This window comes from Pseudarthrobacter sp. S9, from assembly GCF_050156545.1.
Classification (GTDB): Bacteria; Actinomycetota; Actinomycetes; order Actinomycetales; family Micrococcaceae; genus Arthrobacter.
On the sequence record NZ_CP189576.1, the window covers coordinates 425,225 to 447,830 of the forward strand.

Sequence of the window (22,606 nt, forward strand, 5' to 3'; positions counted from 1 at the left end):
GCCGCTCAGGGTCGGTAATTTGCGGAAAAGCTGTGAAAATAGCCCTTGCGTGTATACACTGAATCTGGTCAGCCAATGAAGGAGGCAGGATGCGCGCCAGCGACAAGGCCTATGCGGCCCTCCGCGAAGACATCATCGAGTGGCGCCTGCTCCCGGGCACCGTGCTGGCCGAAGTCGAGCAGTCCGCGCGGCTGGGGATCTCGCGCACGCCGTTGCGGGAGGCGCTGAGCCGGCTCACCGCGGAGGGGCTGACGACGACGGCGGGCGGCCGCGGCGTCGTCGTCACCGACATCTCGCTGGAGGACATCGACGAACTCTTCGAGCTCCGCGAAACCCTTGAAGGCAAGGCGGCCGCCCTGGCCGCCGAGCGCGGCGACCCCGCTGTTTTTGAACAGCTGCGGCTCGAACTCCTGAAAGCCCCCGAGCTGATCAGCGACGCCGACCCGGCCCGGCACGACTACTACGGCCTGGTCGGCCGGCTGGACGCGGCAATCGACGCCGCGGTCTCCAACTCCTACCTGGCGCAGACGATGCGCAGCCTGCGCGTCCATCTGGTCCGGGTCCGCCGGCTGGCGGCCGACGACGCCGGGCGCCTCACCGCCGCCGCGGCCGAGCACGCCGCCATTGCCGAGGCGATCGCCGCCGGCAACCCGCGGCTGGCCGAGGCCGCCACCACGCTCCACCTGCACAGAAGTCTTTCCCACGTCAAAGCCACGCACATACCTCACTAGAAGGAGCACCATGGTTAAGGAACACCACGTCCGCGTTTACAAGAGCGAGGAAAACCTGGCCCGCGAGGATCAGCTCGCCTACAAGATTGCCAAGGTGGCCGCCGATCCTGTGGCCGTCACCGACGAGGTCACCGACATGGTGATCAACCGGGTCATCGACAACGCCTCCGTGGCCATCGCCTCACTGAACCGCGCACCCATCGTTGCGGCCCGCGCACAGGCGCTGACCCACGGACCCACCACCGGCGGCAAGGGCTCCAAGGTCTTCGGCATCGACGAGCGCGTGGCCCCGGAATGGGCGGCCTGGGCCAACGGCGTCGCGGTCCGCGAACTCGACTACCACGACACCTTCCTGGCCGCGGACTACTCGCACCCGGGCGACAACATCCCGCCGGTCCTCGCCGTGGCCCAGCACGTGGGCTCCAGCGGCCAGGACCTGGTCCGCGGCATCGCCACCGGCTACGAGATCCAGGTCAACCTGGTCAAGGCCATCTGCCTGCACGAGCACAAGATCGACCATGTGGCGCACCTCGGCCCGTCCGCCGCCGCCGGGATCGGCACCCTGCTGGGGCTCGACGTCGAGACGATCTTCCAGTCCGTCGGCCAGGCGCTGCACACCACCACCGCCACGCGGCAGTCCCGCAAGGGCGAGATCTCCACGTGGAAGGCCCACGCTCCGGCGTTCGCCGGCAAGATGGCCGTGGAATCCGCGGACCGTGCCATGCGCGGGCAGACCTCCCCGGTTCCGATCTATGAAGGCGAAGACGGCGTGATAGCGTGGATGCTCGACGGCCCGGACGCCTCCTACCTGGTGCCGCTGCCGGAAGCCGGCGAAGCCAAGCGCGCCATCCTGGACACCTACACCAAGGAGCACTCCGCCGAGTACCAGGCCCAGGCGTGGATCGACCTCGCCCGCAAGCTCCACAAGGAACACCCCGAGGTGACGGATCCCGCCAACGTGGAGTCGGTGCTGATCAAGACGAGCCACCACACGCACTACGTGATCGGCTCCGGCGCCAATGATCCGCAGAAGTACAGCCCCACGGCCAGCCGCGAAACGCTGGACCACTCGATCCCGTACATCTTCACGGTCGCCCTGCAGGACGGCGCCTGGCACCATGTCGATTCCTACTCCCCCGAGCGTGCCGGCCGCCCCGACACCGTGGAACTGTGGCACAAGGTCACCACCGTCGAGGACCCGGAGTGGACACGCCGCTACCACTCCCTGGACATCGCCGAGAAGGCGTTCGGCGGGACCGTGGAGATCACGCTCAAGGACGGCACGGTCATCTCCGAGTCGATCGCCGTCGCCGACGCGCACCCGCTCGGCGCCCGGCCGTTCGCCCGCGAGCAGTACGTGAACAAGTTCCGCACCCTCGCCGCCGGCCTCGTGGCCGACGAGGAAATTGAACGCTTCCTCGCCGCCGCCGCGCGGCTCCCCGAACTGGCAGCCGGCGAGCTGGACCAGCTCAACATCCATGCGGCCGACGGCGTGATCGACCTCGCCGCCGCACCGAAGGGACTCTTCTGATGCTGTACTCGAAGACCACGCCGGAGCAGAAGCGGATCCGTTTCCGGGAGCTCCTGGCCTCCGGCACCATCGCGCAGTTCCCGGGCGCGTTCAACCCGCTCTCGGCACGGCTGATCGAGGAGAAGGGCTTCTCCGGGGTCTACATTTCCGGCGCCGTGCTGGCCAATGACCTCGGCCTGCCGGACATCGGGCTGACCACCCTGACGGAGGTGGCCACACGCGCCGGACAGATCGCCCGCATGACGGACCTGCCCTGCATCGTGGACGCCGACACGGGCTTCGGTGAGCCCATGAACGTGGCACGCACCATCCAGGAACTCGAGAACGCCGGCCTGGCCGGTTGCCACATCGAGGACCAGTTCAACCCGAAGCGCTGCGGCCACCTGGACGGCAAGAACGTCGTGGACCTCGACACCGCCACCAAGCGCATCCGCGCGGCGGCCGACGCCCGGCGCGACCCCAATTTCCTGATAATGGCCCGCACGGACATCCGCGCCACCGACGGCCTCCAGGCCACCCAGGACCGCGCCAGGGCGCTCGTGGAGGCCGGGGCGGACGCCATTTTCCCCGAGGCCATGAAGGACCTCAGCGAGTTCCAGGCCATCCGCGACGCCGTCGACGTGCCGATCCTGGCGAACATGACCGAATTCGGCCAGAGCGCCCTGTTCACGGTGGACGAGCTGGCCGGCGTCGGGGTCAACATGGTCATCTATCCGGTGACGCTGCTCCGTAGTGCCATGGGCGCTGCGGAGCGTACTCTGGAATCGATTAAGGCCGACGGAACCCAGGAGGCACAGGTTGGAAGCATGCTGACCCGTGCGCGTTTGTACGACCTCGTTGACTACGAGGCCTACAACCGTTTTGACACCGGGGTTTTCAATTTCCAGATTCCCGGTAAGTAAGCCCACATAGAACCTCCGGCTCGTGCCGGTATACAGGCGAGAAGAACAAAAGGAGTGTCAGCATGGCTGAACAGGACATCAAAAAGGGCCTCGCCGGCGTCGTGGTGGATTACACCGCCGTCTCCAAGGTCAACTCGGATACAAACTCACTGCTGTACCGCGGCTACCCCGTCCAGGAGCTGGCCGCCAAGTGCAGCTTCGAGGAGGTCGCCTACCTGCTGTGGAACGGCGAGCTGCCCACACCCGAGCAGCTGGCGGAGTTCACCGCGAGGGAACGCGCCGGGCGCGCCCTGGATCCGGTCGTCAAACAGGTGATCGACGCCCTGCCAACCACCTCGCACGCCATGGATGTCTGCCGGACCGCAGCCTCCGTGATCGGGGCACGGCACCCGCTCGCCGAGGATTCCTCGCGTGAGGCCAACATGGCCAAGGCCATTGACCTCTTTGCAGCGATGCCGGCCGTGGTGGCCTACGACCAGCGGCGCCGTCATGGCCAGGATGTGGTGGAGCCCCGGGAGGATTTGGGCTACGACGCCAACTTCCTCTGGATGACATTCGGGGAGGAGGCCGTCCCCGAAGTGGTTGACGCATTCAACGTGTCCATGATTTTGTACGCCGAGCACTCGTTCAATGCCTCGACGTTTACGGCCCGAGTGATCACCTCCACGCTCTCGGATCTTCATTCGGCCGTGACGGGGGCCATCGGCGCCCTCAAGGGGTCGCTCCACGGCGGCGCCAACGAGGCCGTCATGTACACCTTCGACGAGATCGGCATCCGGCCGGAGGAATCGCTGGACGAGGCGGCCGCCCGGGCAAAAACCTGGATGGAGAATGCCCTGGCCCAGAAGAAGAAGGTCATGGGATTCGGCCACCGCGTCTACAAGCACGGCGACTCCCGCGTGCCGACCATGAAGGCCGCCCTTGACAAGATGATCGCGTACTATGGCCGCCCGGAGCTGCTGGGACTCTACAACGGGCTCGAAACCGCGATGGATGAGGCGAAGGGGATCAAGCCGAACCTCGACTATCCGACCGGTCCCACGTACCACCTCATGGGCTTCGACACCGCCACCTTCACTCCCCTGTTCGTCGCGAGCCGGATCACCGGCTGGACTGCGCACATCATGGAGCAGCTGGATTCGAACTCCCTGATCCGCCCGCTGAGCGAATACAACGGCGTCGAGGAACGGCACCTGCCGTAGCCAACAGGCTCTTCACTCACTACGACGCCGGGCCGGTCACCTCGAGGTGGCCGGCCCGGCGTGGTTCTTGCACGGTCTTAGTTGATCTTGGTGACGGTGAGCGAGGTGATGACCGCCTTCAGGTCCTTATAGCCCTGCGTCCGGGTGAAGGCGGCGGCCTCTTCCATCGTGTTGAACTTGTAGAGGCCCCACATCGGCCCGCCGAGTGGACGACGATCCGTGAAGCTGTATAACTTCAAGGCGCCGGGTCCTGCTACCGCGAAATCAAGGACGCAGCCTATCCCGTCCTGTCCGGCGATCCGGTTCGTGATTCCTATCCCTGCTTGAACCGGACCTCCGTCATTTGCTGCGGACGTCATGGCGACGAAGGCGAACCTCGGCGTTCCTTGTGCTGGCACCGCAGGATCGAACGGCAGCCCGGGCATGGGCTGGCTGTCGAGGACCTTGTAGGGCGCATTGTCCAGGCAGGCGCTCGTGCTCCAGTCATTGGTGTCGCCGAAGGCCAGCCGTGCCATTTGCTGGCCGCTGGAATCCGTGAGAGCAGTCCCCAGACCGTCTGAGAGGGCAAGACTTTCGGACGGGTCGGCCAGTTGCCACGCCGCCGGGTAGTTGAAGCTCACCTTGTAACCCGTGGATCGGTCCTCGTACGTCTTGATCCCCCGCGCGGCGAGGCTACCCGGTGCCGGCGCGCCGAGAAGCTGGACCCGGAGATCCCCCGGGATTCCCTGGGACGCGAAGGCCTGATCCATGTATTGCTCCGCGGTCAGGCGCTCGTTATTGGCGGCTGCCGTCTCCCAACCGGAAACCTGCGCCCATGGTTTGTCGGCATCGATGACATACCTGCGATCGGTCAACTTGGCCATCCAGAACCAGCTGCCAGCGTCCGTTTGCGCCGCCGCCGAGGCGCTCAGTGCCATCCAGTCACCGGCACACCCGGACAGCCGCATCGCGGGCAACTGCTCGGCCAGCCAGCTCTGGACGCCGTCGACATTTTCTTTAGTGCAGGCTACCGGGCCGGCGGCCACCGGTGCACTTGCGCTTGGCGTGAGCGTCGGTATTTGTGTCGGTGACGGTGTTGTTGACGGCGTCGCGGTCGGTGTGGCTGCGTTTGCCGTGCTGGCGGGCACGGGCGCCGTGGTTAGGGACCCGAGGTTCGTGGCCACGAGCACGCCGGCCGTGACCGCTGCCGCGGCGAGCGTCAGCACGCCGGCCAGCCTCGCCCGCCGGCGTTTCCGGTCCTCGAACGGCACGACGTTGGCCGGCAGGCTGTCGCTGAACGCCGCCGGCTCGGAGAGCATCCGGCGCAGGGCTTCTTCGCCGTCCGGGGCCGCCGACGAATCCACGGTGAGGGGGTCGGTGCCGGAAATCAGCTTCTTGATCGGATCCATGTCATGCACCCATTTTCTGTGTCAACGATCCGGCCGTGACCGGCATCTGCTTTCGGAAGGCGCCGCGGGCGCGGTGCAGGCGGACCTTCGCCGCCGATTCGCTGCACCGCAGCACCCCGGCGATCTCCGCGATGCTCAGCTCGTCCCAATAGGCTAGCTGGAGGATGTCACGTTCGTTCTCGCGGAGAGCGGCCAGGGCGTCCTGAACCACCAGGTCCTCGGACTCCTCGCCGAACCGCGTCACAGCGGCGGTCCGGAGCTTGTCCTGCAGCGCCAGCTGCCGGTCCCGGCTCCGGTACGCATTCCCGATCAGATTGCGGGCCACCGTCAGCAGCCACGCGGTGTCCGTCCGCGGCTCATCGCCCCACTTCTGCCACACCACCCGGAAGACGTCGGCGGCGAGTTCCTCGGCCAGCTCCGCCGACTCCACCCGCCGGCGCACATACCGGAAAACGCGCGGATAGCTGTCCTTGTGAATGGCGATGAACGCCAGTTCGCGCTCCGAAAGCACGTATCCCCCCCAAAGATAAGAAGTGTCCTGAACCGCAGGCTAACTACATTGTTTCCGGCCCGGACCCCAGGGCTAATGCAAAGTCGCTGGTGATGGCCTGATTCGTGCGAGTCTGAGGGCCCGGTGGGCGTTTCTGGCGGTGTGTCTGGTGGCCTTGGCGATGTTGGTCGTTTTGGCCATCCGGTAGAGGCTGATGGCGAGGTTCCGCAGCGAGGCCATGAGCCGCGGCGCGTTGCCCGTGCGCACCTGGGAACCATCCTCGGCGAACGTGACGTCCCGGGTCCAATGCAGCCGGTTCTCGATCGTCCAGTGCCCGCGGACCCAGGCGTTGAGCTGCGCGGGGCTGGCTTTCCGGGCCGGCAGGGACGTGATCATGTAGACCGTTTCAACACTCCATTTCCGGCTGGTGAGCGGACGGGACCGGCGGGTGATTTGGGCGGCCTGGGCCGCGTGGGGGAAGAGGATGCCGGCCTCGATGGTGACGACCTTGATGACCCGGGAACCGGTGCGGCCGTGGCTGCGGTACCGCTGGCGGTCCCCGACGGGTACGTCCTTCCAGGGCAGCGCTTTCAGCTGCCGCTGCAGGCTCCTTTGGTTTCCCTTGACGCAAAGGACATAGTGCGCGCCGCGGCCGTGCAGGTAGGTGGCGTGGGAGCGTTGGGTGTGCATCGCATCGGCGGTGACCACCATGCCGTCAAGGTCCGTGAACTTGTCCAAAAGAGTCGTGAACAAGGTGATCTCGTTGGTCTTCACGCCCACGTCGACCTGCCCCAGGACGGTGCCGGTGGCGTGGTCCACGGCGGCCATCAGATGCACCCGGGAGCCGCCGCCGTTCTTCGCGCCGCGGACTTCCTTGCCGTCCACGGCGATGACGGCCGGCTTCACCTGCGCGGTGACCCATGCCCCGATGGCGGTATCGAACGCATCTCCATCGATCCTGGCCAAGACACGCTGGATCGTGGTCACGTGCGGGACGCCAATTCCCGCTTTGGCCAGGGGGTTGCGGCCCGTGTCGGCCGCCCATTCGGCGATCTCGGCGAAGGACTTCGCCCCGGAGAGGACGGCGCAGATTGCCAGCGCCAGGATTCCCGTCAGCCCGTACCGGATGCCCCGGCGTTTCCTGGGATCCGGGACGGAATCCAGGACGTCCCGCATCGTGCCGGGCGTCACGGCCGGCTTCGCCTGTGCCGGCATGTCCTCCAAGTGGCGTGCGAGGGCCTGGATGGGGGAAGATGGCATGAAGGAACTCCTGCTAAGCGGCGATCTAGACAATCACCTGTTTAACAGGAGTTCCCCTTCTTTAAAAGCACCCATCCAGCGCGTGTCAGCGCCTACTCGCCGGGCATGCTCAACGACTTTGCATCAGCCCTGGCCCGGACCCCGAGGTTACACGCCCCGCGAAGAGTATTCCGCCGAGGCCACCGTCTCGTTGTCGTCGTTCAGGGTGATCACCGCGTCTACGACGCGCTCACCCAATGCCACCGGCAGCCAGTGTTCGGCATCCTGCCACATGCGTTCCAGCGGCAGGGACGACGTCAGGAACCATTCCGGGATAATCTCCGGGCTTTCGACAGGGTCGCCGGTCCAGCGGCGGGCGGTGAACAGGCGGGTGGACATGTTCCATTCGGGCCGGGCGGGAAAGACAAATTCGATAAGTCCGGCGTCACGTAGGTCACTTTCCCGGACGATGATGCCGGCTTCCTCGTGGACTTCGCGGCAGGCGGCCTCGGCGTCGGTCTCCCCCGGCTCCACATGGCCGCCCAGCCCCACGATCTTGCCGATGCCGAATCCTGTCTTCTTCATTCCCAGCAGGACCTGCGGTCCGGCGGCGCCGTCGCGCAACAGGAAGCACAGAGTCACAGGTGTCGACTTCATGGCTCCACAGTAGCGCCCCCGCCCGACGGGCCGGCGGTCCCCCGCCTGACGCTGTCTCGGGGATCTTTGTCAGCCCAGGGCCCGCGGATGCGCGGCGGCGTAGATCTCCCGGAGAGTATCGGCCGTGACCAGCGTGTAGACCTGCGTGGTGGTGACGGAGGCGTGGCCCAACAGTTCCTGGACAACCCGGACGTCGGCCCCGCCCTCAAGCAGATGCGTGGCGAACGAGTGCCGCAGCGTGTGCGGCGAGACGTCCTTGGTGATGTTGGCCTTCTCCGCGGCGGTCTTGAGGATGGTCCAGGCGCTTTGCCGGCTGATCCTGCCGCCCCGGGCATTCAGGAAAAGGGCCGGCGTGCCCGTGCCCTTGCCAGCCAGCAGCGGACGGCCCCGGACCAGGTAGGCGTCGAGTGCCCGCGCCCCGAAGGATCCCAGCGGCACGAGGCGCTCCTTGGAGCCTTTACCGAACAGCCGGACAATTGCCGGCCCCGCGTCCCCGGACTCCGCTCCAGTCTGCCCGCCTGTCTGGCCGCCGGGCGGCAGCGACACGTCGTCCACATCGAGGCCCACGGCCTCGCTGATGCGGGCACCGGTGGAGTACAGGAACTCCAGCAGGGCGCGGTCCCGGAGGCCCGTGGCCGTGTCACTGCCAGCGGCCTCGAGGATCCTGGCGACCTCGTCGACGCTGATGGCCTTGGGAAGCCGCTTGCCGGGCATGGGCGGGTGGACGTCGCTGGCGGGGTCGCTGGCCGTGACGCCTTCGAGCGCCCAGAACTTATGGAGTCCGCGCACGGCCACCACCGTGCGGGCCGCGGAGCGGACGCCGAGGGCCGATCCGCCGTCGGAACCGTCGGAAAGCGCCTGGACGAAGCCCGTCACATCGTGCCGCGTGATGTCGGCCGGACGCTCGCGCCCCGACTGCGCAAGGTGCTTCGCGTACCGGGCGAGGTCGCGCCGGTACGCGGAGAGCGTGTTCGCAGCCAGCCCGCGCTCAACGCCCATGTGCTGCAGGTAATCGGTCATGGCGCGGTCGATCGCCGTCAGCGGCCGTGCCGGTGAGGCAGTGGTTGCCTTCGCGGCGGGTGGTGAGGCCGGGGCGGGCGGTTCCCCCGCCGACGGTTCGGCAATCAGCGCTTCCGTCATCAGCGCTGGCTGGGATGGGCGGGCCACGGCGCGTCGGCCGGACGGAGTCCCTCGAAGTTGTCCGCACGTGCAGCCGCGGCTGCGAGGATGCCGACGACGGCGGACGGGTTGTGCAGGCGGCCGTCCAGCACTGCCGCGACAGCTGCGTCCAGCGGCGTCCAGTGCAGCTCGATTTCGGATTCCTCGTCGGTGCGGACGTGCCGTTCGTGCCCGGGCACGTCGCTCAGGCCGCGGGCCAGGTAGATCCGGATGGCCTCGCTGGAGGACCCGGGCGAATTGAAGAAGTCCACCAGCACGTTCCAGCGGCCCGCGACCAGGTCCGCTTCCTCCGCAAGCTCGCGTGCCGCCCCGACGACGAAGTCCTCGCCCTCGACGTCGAGCAGCCCGGCCGGAATCTCCCACAGGTCCATCCCGACGGGGTGCCGGTACTGCCTGATCAGCAGCACCTCGCCGGCGTCGTTCATGGGAAGAACGGCCACCGCGCCGGGGTGGTCAATGTAGTCCCGGACGAGCGGTTCGCCGTCGTCGCTGAGCTGGAAACTGTCACTGACAACGTCCCAGATCCGGCCCTCGTAGACCTTCCGGGAAGACAAAAGACGGCGCGGGCTCGGTTCATCCGAAACCTGCCGTGCAGCATTGGGGGTCTCAGACATACCGGGCATCGCGCCGTCCTTTGATTCAGTTGGGAATTACTTTGACACTGCTGCCGACGAGGGCTTGGCGGGTGCGGGCGCTGCGGCCTTGGCACTGCCAGCCGGGGCGCCGTTGGCGTCCTGCTGGTGCTGCAGGGCGGCTTTGACCAGGCCCGCGAACAGCGGGTGCGGGCGCGTGGGCCGCGAGCTCAGCTCGGGGTGAGCCTGCGTGGCGACGTAGTACGGGTGGACGTCGCGGGGAAGTTCCACGTACTCCACGAGCTTGCCGTCCGGCGATGTTCCGGAGAACTGCAGGCCCTTGGCGGCAATCTGCTCGCGGTACTTGTTGTTGACCTCGTAGCGGTGCCGGTGGCGTTCGCTGACCTTCGTGGCGCCGTAGGTCTCAGCAACGACGGAGCCCTCGTCAAGCGTGGCTTCATACAGGCCCAGGCGCATGGTGCCGCCGAGGTCGCCCTTGCCTTCAACGATGTCCAGCTGCTCTTCCATGGTGGCAATCACCGGGTACTTGGAGTCCGGCTCGAACTCGGACGAGGACGCGCCTTCGAGGCCGACCACGTTGCGGGCGTACTCGATCACCATGCACTGCAAGCCCAGGCACAGGCCCAGGACCGGGAGCTTGGTTTCGCGGGCGTACTTCAGTGCCCCCAGCTTGCCTTCGAGGCCGCGGATTCCGAAGCCGCCCGGAACGCAGATGGCGTCGACGCCGTCGAGGGACTGCACCGCGCCTTCTCGGGTTTCGCATTCGTCGGAGGGGACCCAGCGGATCTTGACCTTGGTGTCGTTGGCGAAGCCGCCGGCACGCAGGGCCTCCGTGACGGACAGGTAGGCGTCCGGCAGGTCGATGTACTTGCCCACGAGCGCGATCTCAACCTCGTGCTTGGGGTTGTGGACGGCGTCGAGCAGCTTGTCCCAGCTGGTCCAGTCCACGTCCTTGAAGGGAAGGTCCAGGGCGCGGACGATGTACGAGTCCAGGCCCTGGGAGTGCAGGGTCTTGGGGATGTCGTAGATGCTGGGGGCGTCAGGGCAGCCGATGACGGCGTCGATGTCGACGTCGCACATACGGCCGATCTTGTCGCGCATGGCCTGCGGCACTTCGCGGTCCGAGCGGATCACGATTGCTTCGGGCTGGATGCCGATGGAGCGCAGCGCGGCAACGGAGTGCTGCGTCGGCTTGGTCTTCAGCTCCTGCGACGGGCCGATGTACGGCACGAGGGAGACGTGGAGGAAGAACACATTTCCGCGGCCGATGTCCTGGCGGACCTGGCGGGCGGATTCGAGGAACGGCTGCGACTCGATGTCGCCCACGGTGCCGCCGATTTCGGTGATGATGACATCCGGGGCGTTCTTGCCTTCTGCGGGAAGCCGCATGCGGCGCTTGATTTCGTCGGTGATATGCGGGATGACCTGGACGGTGTCGCCGAGGTACTCGCCACGACGCTCCTTCGCGATGACCGTCGAGTAGATCTGGCCGGTCGTGACGTTGGCCGATCCTTCGAGGTTTTCGTCAAGGAAGCGCTCATAGTGGCCGATATCGAGGTCCGTTTCGGCACCGTCGTCAGTGACGAAGACTTCGCCGTGCTGGAAGGGATTCATCGTGCCCGGATCCACATTCAGATAGGGATCGAGCTTTTGCATTGTTACAGACAAACCGCGTGCCCGCAGCAGGTGGCCGAGGCTTGAAGCCGTCAGTCCCTTGCCGAGCGAGGACGCCACACCGCCGGTGACGAAGATATGTTTGGTCGTCTTGGACGAGCCCGAGAACCGGGAATTTACACGAGAGTTTGATCGCTGCACCACGGAGTTTGAGCCTATCATCATTTCAGCCTTCCACGGGTCCATCGGCGGTATGCCGCTGTGATTGTTGTCCCAGTAACGCTCAGGCCTGCGGCAGGAGTTTGGCGTCGTCCAGCAGTTCCTGGGCATGGGCGCGGGCGGACTCCGAATCCTCCTGGCCGGCCAGCATGCGGGCCAGCTCCCGGACGCGTTCTGCCTCGTCCAGCAACTGCACGTCGCTGGACGTGAAGCCCGTTGCCGTGGCCCCGTCGGCGCCCCGCACGGAGGTCTTGGTGACCCGGATGTGCTGGTCCGCGAAGGCGGCCACCTGCGGCAGGTGCGTGACCACGAGCACCTGGACGTGCCGGGCCAGCATTGCCAGCCGGCGCCCGATCTCGACGGCGGCGCGCCCGCCGACGCCGGCGTCGACCTCGTCGAAGACGAACGTGGGGACCGGATCCACCGCGGCCAGCACGACTTCGATGGCGAGCATCACGCGGGAGAGTTCGCCGCCCGAGGCACCCTTGCCCAGCGGGCGGGCCGGGGCGCCGGAGTGCGGCTGGAGCAGGAAGGAGATGTCGTCGGCGCCGAAGGGTCCCAGCTGCCCGCCGGGCTCCACGTTGATGACCAGGGTGGCATCGGCCATGGCCAGCGCCTTCAGCTCGGCGCTGACCCGGGCGGAGAGGTCCTTGGCGGCCTTCTTGCGGGCCTTGCTGATGGTCCCGCCCTGCTTCCGGAGCTCGGCCTCGGCGCGGGCGACTTCGGCGTCCAGTGCCTCGATCCGGGTGGAGTCGTCCTGCAGCTCCTCGTACCGTGCCCGGGCCTCCTCGGCCCAGACCAGCACTTCGTCGATGCTGGGCGCGTATTTGCGGACCAGCCTGGCCAGGGCGGCGCGCCTGTCCTCGATCTCGGCGAGCCGCTCGGGACCCTCGGTATCGAGCGCGGCCTGGTAGCTGGCCAGCTCGGCGGCGATGTCGTTGAGCAGGAAGCCGACCTCTGCCAGGCGGGCCGCCGCGGCTCCCAGTTCCTCATCGTGTTCGGCAACGTGCTCCAGGGTGCGCTTGGCGGCGTCCACCAGGGCGGTGGCGTCGCTGCCCTCCCCGAAGTCCTCGGCGATGAGCGCCTGATGCGCGGTGGTGGCCGCGATCCGCAGCTCCTCGACGTTCGCGAGCTTGACGGCCTCGGCCTTGAGGGACTCGTCCTCCCCCGGCTGCGGGTCCACGGCGTCGATCTCCGCGAGGGCAACCTCCAGCGATTCCGCCTCACGGAGGCGTTCGCGGGCGGCGCTGCGGAGTGCATCGAGTTCGGCCTGGCTCGCGTGCCAGTGGGCGTACAGTTCCTGGTACGCGGCCAGGGTTCCCGCCAGGGGCTCCCCCGCGAACTTGTCCAGGGCGCCGCGCTGCGCCACCGGGCTCTTGAGCCTGATCTGGTCGGACTGTCCGTGGACCACCACGAGGGTTTCGCCGATTTCTGCGAGCACCCCGACGGGGGCGGCGCGTCCGCCGAGGTACGCCCGGCTGCGGCCGTCCGCGCCGACGCTGCGGGCGAGCAGCAGTTCCACGCCGCCGTCGACCTCCTCGACGTCGGCCCCGGCCTCACGCGCCCGCACGACGGCGGCGTGCCCGGCGTCGAGTTTCAGCACGGCCTCGGCGGAGGCGCTTTTCGCGCCGCTGCGCACGGCCCCGGCGTCGGATCTGGCACCGAGCAGCAGCCCGACGGCGGTGACCACCATGGTCTTGCCCGCACCGGTTTCACCGGTCACCACGCTCAGGCCCGGGCCCAGCGGCAGGGTGGCGTCGGTGATGACGCCGAGGTCGCGGATTCTCAGTTCTTCAAGCATGGTTCACTCCGCAGTCGATGGATCGGGTGCCTGATCAGTTGCCCCCGCGGGGCCCGCGTGGCGCGGCGCGGGCAGCGGCGGCATGGGGCGGGGCGTGCGGATAACCGGCACGGGCCCGGTGTGGACGGCTTCGGTCTGTGGCATGGGGCCACGCCAGCCCTGGATCGGAAGTTCGAACTTGCGGACCAGCCGCCCGGAGAAGGGAGTCTGGTGCGTCCGCGCCAGCCGCACGGGCGTGGCGGACCGGGTCACTTCCACGCGGGCGCCGGGCGGCAGGTCCACGGACCGGCGGCCGTCGCACCACAGCACGCCCTGGGCGTCGGTCCGGTTCAGGATCTCGACGGCGAGGCGGGACCGCGGCGAGACCACGAGCGGTTTGGCGAAGAGCGCGTGGGCGCTGATCGGCACGATCAGCAGCGCCTCGACCTCCGGCCACACCACCGGGCCGCCGGCGGAGAAAGCGTACGCGGTTGAACCGGTGGGGGTGGCGAGGACCACGCCGTCGCAGCCGAACGAGGTCAGCGGGCGTTCATCGACTTCGGTGACCACCTCGAGCATGCGTTCCCGGTTGCCTTTTTCGATCGCGGCCTCGTTGAGCGCCCAGGTGTGCCAGATCTTCTGCCCGCGGACCCAGACCTGGACGTCGATGGTCATCCGCTCTTCCACCGTGTACTCTCGGCTGGCGATCCACTCGACGGTCTGGGCAAGGTCGGCCCGCTCGCTCTCGGCCAGGAAGCCCACGTGGCCGAGGTTGACGCCCAGCAGTGGCACATCGACTTCCCGCACGAGTTCCGCGGCCCGCAGGATGGTGCCGTCCCCGCCGAGCACCATGACGAGTTCGACGTCGGGCAGCTTCACGTGGTCATGGAGGACCTCAACGGGCTGGTCGAGGCGCCCGAAGAAGCGGACCATGTCCCCGAGCTCGGTTTTCTGCATCACCGGGACAAGGCCGGAGGCATGCAGCTGGGCGCACGCTTCCCAGGCAGCCTTGAGGGATTCCTCGCGGCCTGTGTGGGCAAGGATGAGGACACGCCTGCTCATCGGGTTCCGCCTTCTGGTGGTACTAGTGGTTCGGCCAGATTGTTCCGAGCATCGCAGCAACGGCTGCGTCCCGCTCCTCGATCTTAGGCAGGTCTGTCCGGATCCCGCGCTTTATCCACAGGAAGTACTCGACGTTTCCGTCCTGGCCGGGCAACGGGCTGCCGGCAAGGCCCTTCAGTTCAAGGCCCGCATCCATCGCGGCGGCGGCAACTTTGCCCACCGCGAGGCGGCGCTCCCGCTCGGAGGTGACCACGCCGGTGCGACCCAGCCGGTCCTTGCCGATCTCGAACTGCGGTTTCACCATGAGGACGAGGTCCCCGCCGGGCTCCGTGCAGGCGGCCAGGGGCGCAACCACCAGGGTCAGGGAGATGAAGGACAGGTCCGCCACTGTCAGGGAGACGGGCCCGCCGATCTCCTCCGGCGTCATGTACCGGACGTTGAGGCCCTCGTGGACCCAGACCCGGGCATCGTTCCGGATTTCCGGGACCAGCTGGCCGTGCCCCACATCCACCGCCACAACGTGGTCTGCACCGCGCCGGAGCAGCACATCGGTGAAACCGCCGGTGGAGGCACCGGCGTCGAGGCACCGCTTGCCGGCGACCTCGACGGCGGGGAAGGCATCCAGCGCACCGGCCAGCTTATGTCCCGCGCGGCTGACGTAGCTGTCCTCGCCGGTGGCGGCGACTTCCAGCACGGTGCCGTCCTGGATCTGGAGCGAGGCCTTCGCCAGCACCTCGCCGCCGGAGCTGACCTTGCCTTCGGCGATCAGTCGTGCGGCATGGGTGCGGGACCTTGCCAGCCCTTGGCTGACAAGGATCTGGTCAAGCCTGCTCATCTGAGGCATCCCCCATTGCACTGATATGTCCTGCGACGTCCTCGTTGAGGGCTTCCATCAGCTCGTCGTACAGTCCGCCGTAGATGTCGCTGTGCCCGGACACAGGCGTCTCCGGCAGCGCGCCGAGGCGATCCAGCACGGCGCTGACGGCCGGGTCCCGGGCTGCTTCCGGCTGCTCCGACGGGAGCGAAGGCCAAGTGACTCCCGCCAGCGCGTCCTCCACCTCAGGTTCTTCCGTCTCAGTTGCGCGGTTCAGCTCGGTCATGTGTCCAGTTTAGTGATCGAGCCATTCGACCACCGGCGCCAGGGCGCTGGTGGTCTCGGGGTTCGCGGCCCACCAGGCCGAACAGGCCGCCCGCCAGGAATCAAGGTCGGCGGGATCGCCGCTGATGTGGACAGACTGTCCGCGCACGATCGCGGAGGCCGAGCCGCTGCGGAACCGTCCGGCGTCGTACTCCACCGCCGGGTAGGGCAGGTAGAGCTCCGTCAGGTTCCTGATGACAAAATCAGGGCGCTCCACCGTCCGGGCGGCGAGGATCGATTCCCGGGTGTCGACGCCCGTGAGGACGGCCACCGTGGCAAACCCGGCGTTGTTGCCGCCGAGGATGTCGGTATCCAGGCGGTCGCCGACGACGAGCGGCCGGTCCGCGGCCAGCCGCTTGGCGGCGGTGTGGAACAGCGGCGCTTGTGGCTTGCCTGCGACGAGAGGCGTCCGGCCTGTGGCCGCCGCCACGGCGGCCACAAGCGTTCCGTTGCCCGGGGCAATGCCCCGGGCCTGGGGAATGGACATGTCCGTGTTGGTCGCCACCCACAGGGCGCCGCCGGCGACGACGTACGACGCTTCCGCGAGGTCCTTCCAGCCGATATCGGGGCTGAATCCCTGCACGACGGCGACGGGGTTTCCCGCCGCGCTGCGGACCGGGACCAGACCGACCAGATCAATCTCCCGCGCCAGCGCCGCACTGCCGGTGATGAGCACGGGTGCCCCGGCAGGCAGCAGCGACGCCAGCAGCGCAGCGGCGGCCTGCGAGGAACTGACCACCTGGTGGTCCTCCGCCGGCGCACCGAGCTCGCGCAGGTGCCGGGCTACCTGCGCGGGCGTCCGTGACGCGTTGTTCGTGACATAGCCCAGGCCGACGCCGATTCCAGCGAGTCTGCGCAGCGACTCCACAGCCCCCGGGATGGCGTTGGGTCCTGCGTAGACCACGCCGTCGAGATCGGCGAGCAGGGCATCGAAGGTGGAGATCAAGTCCGTCCCGGCCATCCGACTAGTCCTCGACGCGTTCCGGCTGATCCGACTGTTCCGGCTGCCCGCCGAAGGCTGCGTCGTGGGAATCGGCGTGGCCGGCGTCTTCTCCGGTCAGTACCTCAGAACGGTCCAGGGCATCCTTCTCCACGGAATCCTCATCGGACTCCGAGTCGTCCGACTCGAAGTAGTCCGCTTCTACGTCGTCGGAGCCCTCATCAAGGGAGTCAAATCCGGACTCGGCTGCGGACGCTTCCGGCAGGCCAGCCACGGCTGCGGCCCCGGCGGCGCGCGGTGCCCGCTCTTCGGCCCCGGCGTCGGCCTCGGCCGCCTGCTGGGCGCGCAGCCGGCGCTGCTGCTCTTCCTCGCGGGCTTCCTCTTCCTCATCCCAGCCGAGGTCGATGATGTCCGGTTCCTCGTCAGTACCGAGGCCGAGCGCGTTCTCCGCGGCCCCGGCCTGGTGCCGCCACTTGCCGGCATCACCGGCGCGGCCGGCTGCAGTCAGGGCATCGGCGTAGGCACGGAAGAGGCGAGGGCTGTAGGAGAAGGCCCGGTTGATGTCCAGCTGGGGGATCTCCAACTCGGAGACTGCGGCGTCGAGCTGTCCCAAGTCAGTGCGGGCACCGGAGGCCACAATGGCCAGTTCCACCTTGCCGGGGGCGTCGAGGTCCTTGGCTTCTTCGGATCGCGCCATGTCCAGGGCGCGATCGGGGCGGCCCAGGCCACGCTCGCAGTCAGCCATGACCGGCAAGTGCATGTTTGAACCGCTGATCCTGCGGTAGGTGCGGAATTCCCGCAGCGCCTCACCGTAGTGGCCGGCCGCGTAGGCGGTCAGGCCGACGGCCTCGCGGACAGCCGCCAGGCGGCCGCCGCGGCGGCTTGCCGCAAGGGCGTGCTGGAAGGCGAGCTCGGGCTCGTCGTCAATGAGGCGTCCTGCCATGACCAGATGGCGGGCCACCCATTCAGCGCTGTTGGCTTCGAGGGTCTTGATCTGGTGTTGCGTGGCGCGGTCAAGTTCCTTGCCCGTGACGTCCTCATCAATCTGGGGTGAACGCTCGCGGTCGGGGCGGTTGGCGCTGCGGAGATCGCGGGCGTTCGGTACACGGACCGGGCGGTCTTCAGCGCGGTCGCGTCCGAACTGGCGCGGACCCGAGTCGCCGCGGTCGAAGCTCCTGGCCGGACGGTCCTCGCGGTTGCCGAATGGCTTCCGGTTGTCGCCGCCGCTGAACGGTTTCCGGTCACGGTCGCCGGCACCGCCGAACGGCTTACGGTCACGGTCGCCGGCACCGCCGAACGGCTTACGGTCACGGTCGCCGGCACCGCCGAACGGCTTACGGTCACGGTCGCCGGCACCGCCGAACGGCTTACGGTCACGGTCGCCGGCACCGAAGCTACGGCGTTCCCCGCCTTCACGCGGAGCACGATCACTGAACGGCTTACGGTCACGGTCGCCGGCACCGCTGAACGGCTTACGGTCACGGTCGCCGGCACCGCTGAACGGCTTACGGTCACGGTCCCCGGCACCGCTGAACGGCTTACGGTCACGGTCCCCGGCACCGAAGCTACGGCGTTCCCCGCCTTCACGCGGAGCACGATCACCAAATGGCTTGCGGTCGCGATCGCCGGCACCGCTGAACGGCTTACGGTCGCCGGCACCGAAGCTACGGCGTTCCCCGCCTTCACGCGGGGCACGATCGCCAAACGGCTTGCGATCGCGATCGCCGGCACCGCTGAACGGCTTACGGTCGCCGCCGCCGGTGAACGGCTTACGGTCGCGATCCCCGGCGCCGAAGCTGCGGCGCTCCCCGCCTTCACGCGCGGGACTGTCTCCAGACGGCTTGCGGTCACTATCGTCCCTGGCCCGGAATCCGCGAGGGTCACCGCCTGAGTTGTTCGTGCCGCGGAAGGGGCCTCCGCCCGAACTGCGTCCGCCAAAGTTGCCGCGGTCTTTGCCGCCTCGGTTGCCTTCGTTGTGCTCAGCCATGCTGGATTCCTCCTGTTATGAGCTGACCACTGGCGCAATGGCAGCCGCTCTGTTCCGTGTTTCGTTTCCTACGCAACCCGAAATCAAGCGCTTCGAAGTCCGTACATCTCATCCAATTCTAGGCGAGCCGCCCGCCACCGGCTAACGGCACCAACCCAATCGGGCCCTCCGGTGGCAAGTCTCACAAGTGCGGATCAGGCCATGCCGTTGCGACGGCGGCGCGCCGGCGGAGAGGGTGCGTGTTTCCCGGCGGCGGAGGTGCCTGGCTCAGGTGCGGCCGCCGGCCGCCGGCTGACGACCCTGGCATTTCAAGCCGTTTTGGCGCAGGCGTGTTAAATGCGGGAGAGCCCCCGACCTGTGGTTGGGGGCTCTCGACCGTTTAATGGTTGTCCGGCGGTGACCTACTCTCCCACACCCTCCCGGGTGCAGTACCATCGGCGCTGTGGGTCTTAGCTTCCGGGTTCGGGATGGGACCGGGCGTTTCCCCCACGCTATGACCGCCGTAACCCTTTGTCCCGTCCCGCCGGGTGTGCCCGGGGGTGGGAAATCTGTGGTTACAACAACTGTGGTTCCACCGTTGCCTGACCTGGGCCGGGCGTGGTGGTGTTGTTATTGTGTTGTGGTTTTTGTTCCCTGGAACAACTATACCGGTAAGGGTTTGTTGTCTGGGAACCACATAGTGGACGCAAGCAGTCTTGTTTTCTTTTTTACCGCCGTTGGTGTGAACGTCTTTTGACGCCGTTCACCGGTGGTGTGTGGTGTAAGTTATCGGCCTATTAGTACCGGTCAGCTTCACGAGTCGTTGGTCCTCGCTTCCACATCCGGCCTATCAACCCAGTGGTCTGGCTGGGGGCCTCTCACACACAAGGTGTATGGAAATCTCATCTCGAAGCGAGCTTCCCGCTTAGATGCTTTCAGCGGTTATCCCATCCGAACGTAGCTAATCAGCGGTGCACTTGGCAGTACAACTGACACACCAGAGGTTCGTCCGTCCCGGTCCTCTCGTACTAAGGACAGCCCTTCTCAAATTTCCTGCGCGCGCAGCGGATAGGGACCGAACTGTCTCACGACGTTCTAAACCCAGCTCGCGTACCGCTTTAATGGGCGAACAGCCCAACCCTTGGGACCTACTCCAGCCCCAGGATGCGACGAGCCGACATCGAGGTGCCAAACCATGCCGTCGATATGGACTCTTGGGCAAGATCAGCCTGTTATCCCCGAGGTACCTTTTATCCGTTGAGCGACGGCCATTCCACAATGTACCGCCGGATCACTAGTCCCGACTTTCGTCCCTGCTCGAGATGTCTCTCTCACAGTCAAGCTCCCTTGTGCACTTACACTCGACACCTGATTGCCAACCAGGCTGAGGGAACCTTTGGGCGCCTCCGTTACTTTTTAGGAGGCAACCGCCCCAGTTAAACTACCCATCAGGCACTGTCCCTGACCCGGATTACGGGCCGAAGTTAGATGTCCAAAGTGACCAGAGTGGTATTTCAACGATGACTCCACCCGGACTGGCGTCCGGGCTTCCACGTCTCCCACCTATCCTACACAAGCCACTCCGAACACCAATACCAAACTATAGTAAAGGTCTCGGGGTCTTTCCGTCCTGCTGCGCGTAACGAGCATCTTTACTCGTACTGCAATTTCGCCGAGTTTATGGTTGAGACAGCGGGGAAGTCGTTACTCCATTCGTGCAGGTCGGAACTTACCCGACAAGGAATTTCGCTACCTTAGGATGGTTATAGTTACCACCGCCGTTTACTGGGGCTTGAATTCTCAGCTTCGCCTTGCGGCTAACCGGTCCTCTTAACCTTCCAGCACCGGGCAGGAGTCAGTCCGTATACATCGTCTTGCGACTTCGCACGGACCTGTGTTTTTAGTAAACAGTCGCTTCCCCCTGGTCTCTGCGGCCCCTGCACGCTCCGGACAGCAAAGTGTCCATCACGCTGGGGGCCCCCTTCTCCCGAAGTTACGGGGGCATTTTGCCGAGTTCCTTAACCATAATTCTCTCGATCGCCTTAGTATTCTCTACCTGATCACCTGTGTCGGTTTGGGGTACGGGCGGCTGAAACCTCGCGTCGATGCTTTTCTCGGCAGCATAGGATCACCGAATCCCCCCTCACGGGGGTCCCGTCAGATCTCAGGCATCATGAACGGCGGATTTGCCTACCGTTCGCCCTACATCCTTAGACCGGGACAACCATCGCCCGGCTCGGCTACCTTCCTGCGTCACACCTGTTAATACGCTTGCCTCCCGGGATCAGGTCCCGCGCTCCACCAAAACCCGCACATCCCGAAGGACGATCGGGCAGGTTTCGGGCGGTTAGTGTCCCCCGTTCGGCATGGACGGTTTTTCACCGGTACGGGAATATCAACCCGTTGTCCATCGACTACGCCTGTCGGCCTCGCCTTAGGTCCCGACTTACCCAGGGCAGATTAGCTTGACCCTGGAACCCTTGATCATTCGGCGGACGGGTTTCTCACCCGTCTTTCGCTACTCATGCCTGCATTCTCACTCGTGTGGGCTCCACCGCTGGTTTACACCGCGACTTCACTGCCCACACGACGCTCCCCTACCACTCCGGACGCCTGAACCAACCCACAAGGGGCGGCTTGGCTGTTGTCCGAAATCCACAACTTCGGCGGTGTACTTGAGCCCCGCTACATTGTCGGCGCGGAATCACTTGACCAGTGAGCTATTACGCACTCTTTTAAGGATGGCTGCTTCTAAGCCAACCTCCTGGTTGTCTTCGCAACTCCACATCCTTTCCCACTTAGCACACGCTTAGGGGCCTTAGTTGGTGGTCTGGGCTGTTTCCCTCTCGACTATGAAGCTTATCCCCCACAGTCTCACTGCTGCGCTCTCACTTACCGGCATTCGGAGTTTGGCTGACGTCAGTAACCTTGTAGGGCCCATTAGCCATCCAGTAGCTCTACCTCCGGCAAGAAACACGCAACGCTGCACCTAAATGCATTTCGGGGAGAACCAGCTATCACGAAGTTTGATTGGCCTTTCACCCCTACCCACAGCTCATCCCCTCCATTTTCAACTGAAGTGGGTTCGGTCCTCCACGACGTCTTACCGTCGCTTCAACCTGGCCATGGGTAGATCACTTCGCTTCGGGTCTAGATCACGCCACTGCAACGCCCTGTTCAGACTCGCTTTCGCTACGGCTTCCCCACACGGGTTAACCTCGCGACGTAACACTAACTCGCAGGCTCATTCTTCAAAAGGCACGCCGTCACAGCTACTTGTGATTACTCACGGCTGCTCCGACGGATTGTAAGCACACGGTTTCAGGTACTGTTTCACTCCCCTCCCGGGGTACTTTTCACCTTTCCCTCACGGTACTGGTCCGCTATCGGTCATTAGGGAGTATTTAGGCTTATCAGGTGGTCCTGACAGATTCACACGGGATTTCTCGGGCCCCGTGCTACTTGGGATACCTCCCAGGCGGTGCACAACATTTCGGTTACGGGGCTCACACCCTCTACGGCCGGCCTTTCAAGACCGTTCACCTATGTCCACACTCTCACCTTCCCAGCCCGGCAGAGCTGGTATGGAAAGTCCCACAACCCCGACCATGCAACGCCCGCCGGCTATCACACATGGAACGGTTTAGCCTGATCCGCGTTCGCTCGCCACTACTGACGGAATCACTATTGTTTTCTCTTCCTGCGGGTACTGAGATGTTTCACTTCCCCGCGTTCCCTCCACGCACCCTATGTGTTCAGATGCGGGTCACCACGTCGCCTTGCGACGCGTGGCGGGGTTTCCCCATTCGGACACCCTGGGATCACAGTCCGGTTATCGACTCCCCCAGGCTTATCGCAGATTCCTACGTCCTTCTTCGGCTCCTAATGCCAAGGCATCCACCGTGTGCTCTTAAAAACTTGACCACAAAAGATCAAAAACTACTTCACGAGAGAACCACGGAAACCACACCGCAA

General features: G+C 65.9%; 17 protein-coding genes and 2 rRNA genes. 4 read left to right on the top strand and 15 right to left on the bottom strand.

Annotation, left to right across the window (positions count from 1 at the left end):
* The first annotated feature begins 89 nt into the window (after positions 1–89).
* The 4 genes from ACQCSY_RS02035 (at position 90) to ACQCSY_RS02050 (ending at position 4,366) form a co-directional block, all read left to right on the top strand.
* Positions 90–731: a GntR family transcriptional regulator gene (locus ACQCSY_RS02035; RefSeq protein ID WP_427132745.1), complete on the top strand. Its 642-nt coding sequence runs from the start codon at positions 90–92 to the stop codon at positions 729–731.
* A gap of 10 nt (positions 732–741) precedes the next feature.
* Positions 742–2,262 (top strand): MmgE/PrpD family protein, encoded by a 1,521-nt coding sequence (locus ACQCSY_RS02040; RefSeq protein WP_427132747.1) that lies wholly within the window; start codon positions 742–744, stop codon positions 2,260–2,262.
* The gene (gene prpB, locus ACQCSY_RS02045; protein ID WP_427132749.1) at positions 2,262–3,164 is read left to right on the top strand and encodes a methylisocitrate lyase; all 903 of its coding nucleotides are present in this window, start codon (positions 2,262–2,264) and stop codon (positions 3,162–3,164) included. Before ACQCSY_RS02040 ends, prpB begins: the two co-directional genes overlap by 1 nt.
* Before the next feature lie 62 nt (positions 3,165–3,226).
* Complete coding sequence (locus tag ACQCSY_RS02050; protein WP_427132751.1) at positions 3,227–4,366, top strand: bifunctional 2-methylcitrate synthase/citrate synthase; 1,140 nt, start codon at positions 3,227–3,229, stop codon at positions 4,364–4,366.
* 77 nt (positions 4,367–4,443) lie between these two features.
* Here ACQCSY_RS02050 and ACQCSY_RS02055 read toward each other — a convergent pair whose 3' ends face one another.
* The 15 genes from ACQCSY_RS02055 to ACQCSY_RS02125 all read right to left on the bottom strand — a co-directional run bounded on the left by ACQCSY_RS02055 (position 4,444) and on the right by ACQCSY_RS02125 (position 22,555).
* A complete protein-coding gene (locus ACQCSY_RS02055; protein WP_427132753.1) occupies positions 4,444–5,754 on the bottom strand; it encodes a hypothetical protein in 1,311 nt (436 codons plus the stop codon).
* A 1-nt stretch (position 5,755) separates the two neighbouring features.
* Positions 5,756–6,265, bottom strand: coding sequence for an RNA polymerase sigma factor (locus ACQCSY_RS02060; RefSeq protein ID WP_427132754.1), 510 nt, complete (start codon positions 6,263–6,265; stop codon positions 5,756–5,758).
* A gap of 72 nt (positions 6,266–6,337) precedes the next feature.
* A complete protein-coding gene (locus tag ACQCSY_RS02065; protein ID WP_427128838.1) occupies positions 6,338–7,504 on the bottom strand; it encodes an ISAs1 family transposase in 1,167 nt (388 codons plus the stop codon).
* Positions 7,505–7,651: 147 nt separating this feature from the next.
* On the bottom strand, positions 7,652–8,140 hold the full coding sequence (locus ACQCSY_RS02070) for an 8-oxo-dGTP diphosphatase (RefSeq protein ID WP_427132756.1): 489 nt from the start codon (positions 8,138–8,140) through the stop codon (positions 7,652–7,654).
* Between the two features lie 69 nt (positions 8,141–8,209).
* Positions 8,210–9,280, bottom strand: coding sequence for a site-specific tyrosine recombinase XerD (gene xerD / locus ACQCSY_RS02075; protein WP_427132758.1), 1,071 nt, complete (start codon positions 9,278–9,280; stop codon positions 8,210–8,212).
* Positions 9,280–9,942 (bottom strand): NUDIX domain-containing protein, encoded by a 663-nt coding sequence (locus tag ACQCSY_RS02080; RefSeq protein WP_427132760.1) that lies wholly within the window; start codon positions 9,940–9,942, stop codon positions 9,280–9,282. Before ACQCSY_RS02080 ends, xerD begins: the two co-directional genes overlap by 1 nt.
* Positions 9,943–9,969: 27 nt before the next feature.
* Positions 9,970–11,748 (bottom strand): CTP synthase, encoded by a 1,779-nt coding sequence (locus ACQCSY_RS02085; RefSeq protein ID WP_427135619.1) that lies wholly within the window; start codon positions 11,746–11,748, stop codon positions 9,970–9,972.
* Positions 11,749–11,809: 61 nt separating this feature from the next.
* Positions 11,810–13,546 (bottom strand): DNA repair protein RecN, encoded by a 1,737-nt coding sequence (gene recN / locus ACQCSY_RS02090; RefSeq protein WP_427132762.1) that lies wholly within the window; start codon positions 13,544–13,546, stop codon positions 11,810–11,812.
* Positions 13,547–13,549: 3 nt separating this feature from the next.
* The gene (locus ACQCSY_RS02095) at positions 13,550–14,587 is read right to left on the bottom strand and encodes an NAD kinase (RefSeq protein ID WP_427132764.1); all 1,038 of its coding nucleotides are present in this window, start codon (positions 14,585–14,587) and stop codon (positions 13,550–13,552) included.
* Positions 14,588–14,609: 22 nt separating this feature from the next.
* Positions 14,610–15,422 carry a TlyA family RNA methyltransferase gene (locus ACQCSY_RS02100; RefSeq protein WP_427132766.1) on the bottom strand — a complete coding sequence of 271 codons (813 nt, stop codon included), beginning with the start codon at positions 15,420–15,422 and terminating at the stop codon, positions 14,610–14,612.
* Positions 15,409–15,687 (bottom strand): hypothetical protein, encoded by a 279-nt coding sequence (locus ACQCSY_RS02105; RefSeq protein WP_427132767.1) that lies wholly within the window; start codon positions 15,685–15,687, stop codon positions 15,409–15,411. The genes ACQCSY_RS02100 and ACQCSY_RS02105 overlap by 14 nt, the downstream gene beginning before the upstream one ends.
* A gap of 9 nt (positions 15,688–15,696) precedes the next feature.
* On the bottom strand, positions 15,697–16,686 hold the full coding sequence (locus tag ACQCSY_RS02110) for an HAD-IIA family hydrolase (RefSeq protein ID WP_427132769.1): 990 nt from the start codon (positions 16,684–16,686) through the stop codon (positions 15,697–15,699).
* A gap of 4 nt (positions 16,687–16,690) precedes the next feature.
* Positions 16,691–18,652, bottom strand: coding sequence for a hypothetical protein (locus ACQCSY_RS02115; protein WP_427132771.1), 1,962 nt, complete (start codon positions 18,650–18,652; stop codon positions 16,691–16,693).
* Positions 18,653–19,040: 388 nt separating this feature from the next.
* A 5S ribosomal RNA gene (gene rrf, locus ACQCSY_RS02120) occupies positions 19,041–19,157 on the bottom strand.
* A 250-nt stretch (positions 19,158–19,407) separates the two neighbouring features.
* Positions 19,408–22,555: ribosomal RNA gene (locus ACQCSY_RS02125) — 23S ribosomal RNA — on the bottom strand.
* Between the last annotated feature and the right edge of the window lie 51 nt (positions 22,556–22,606).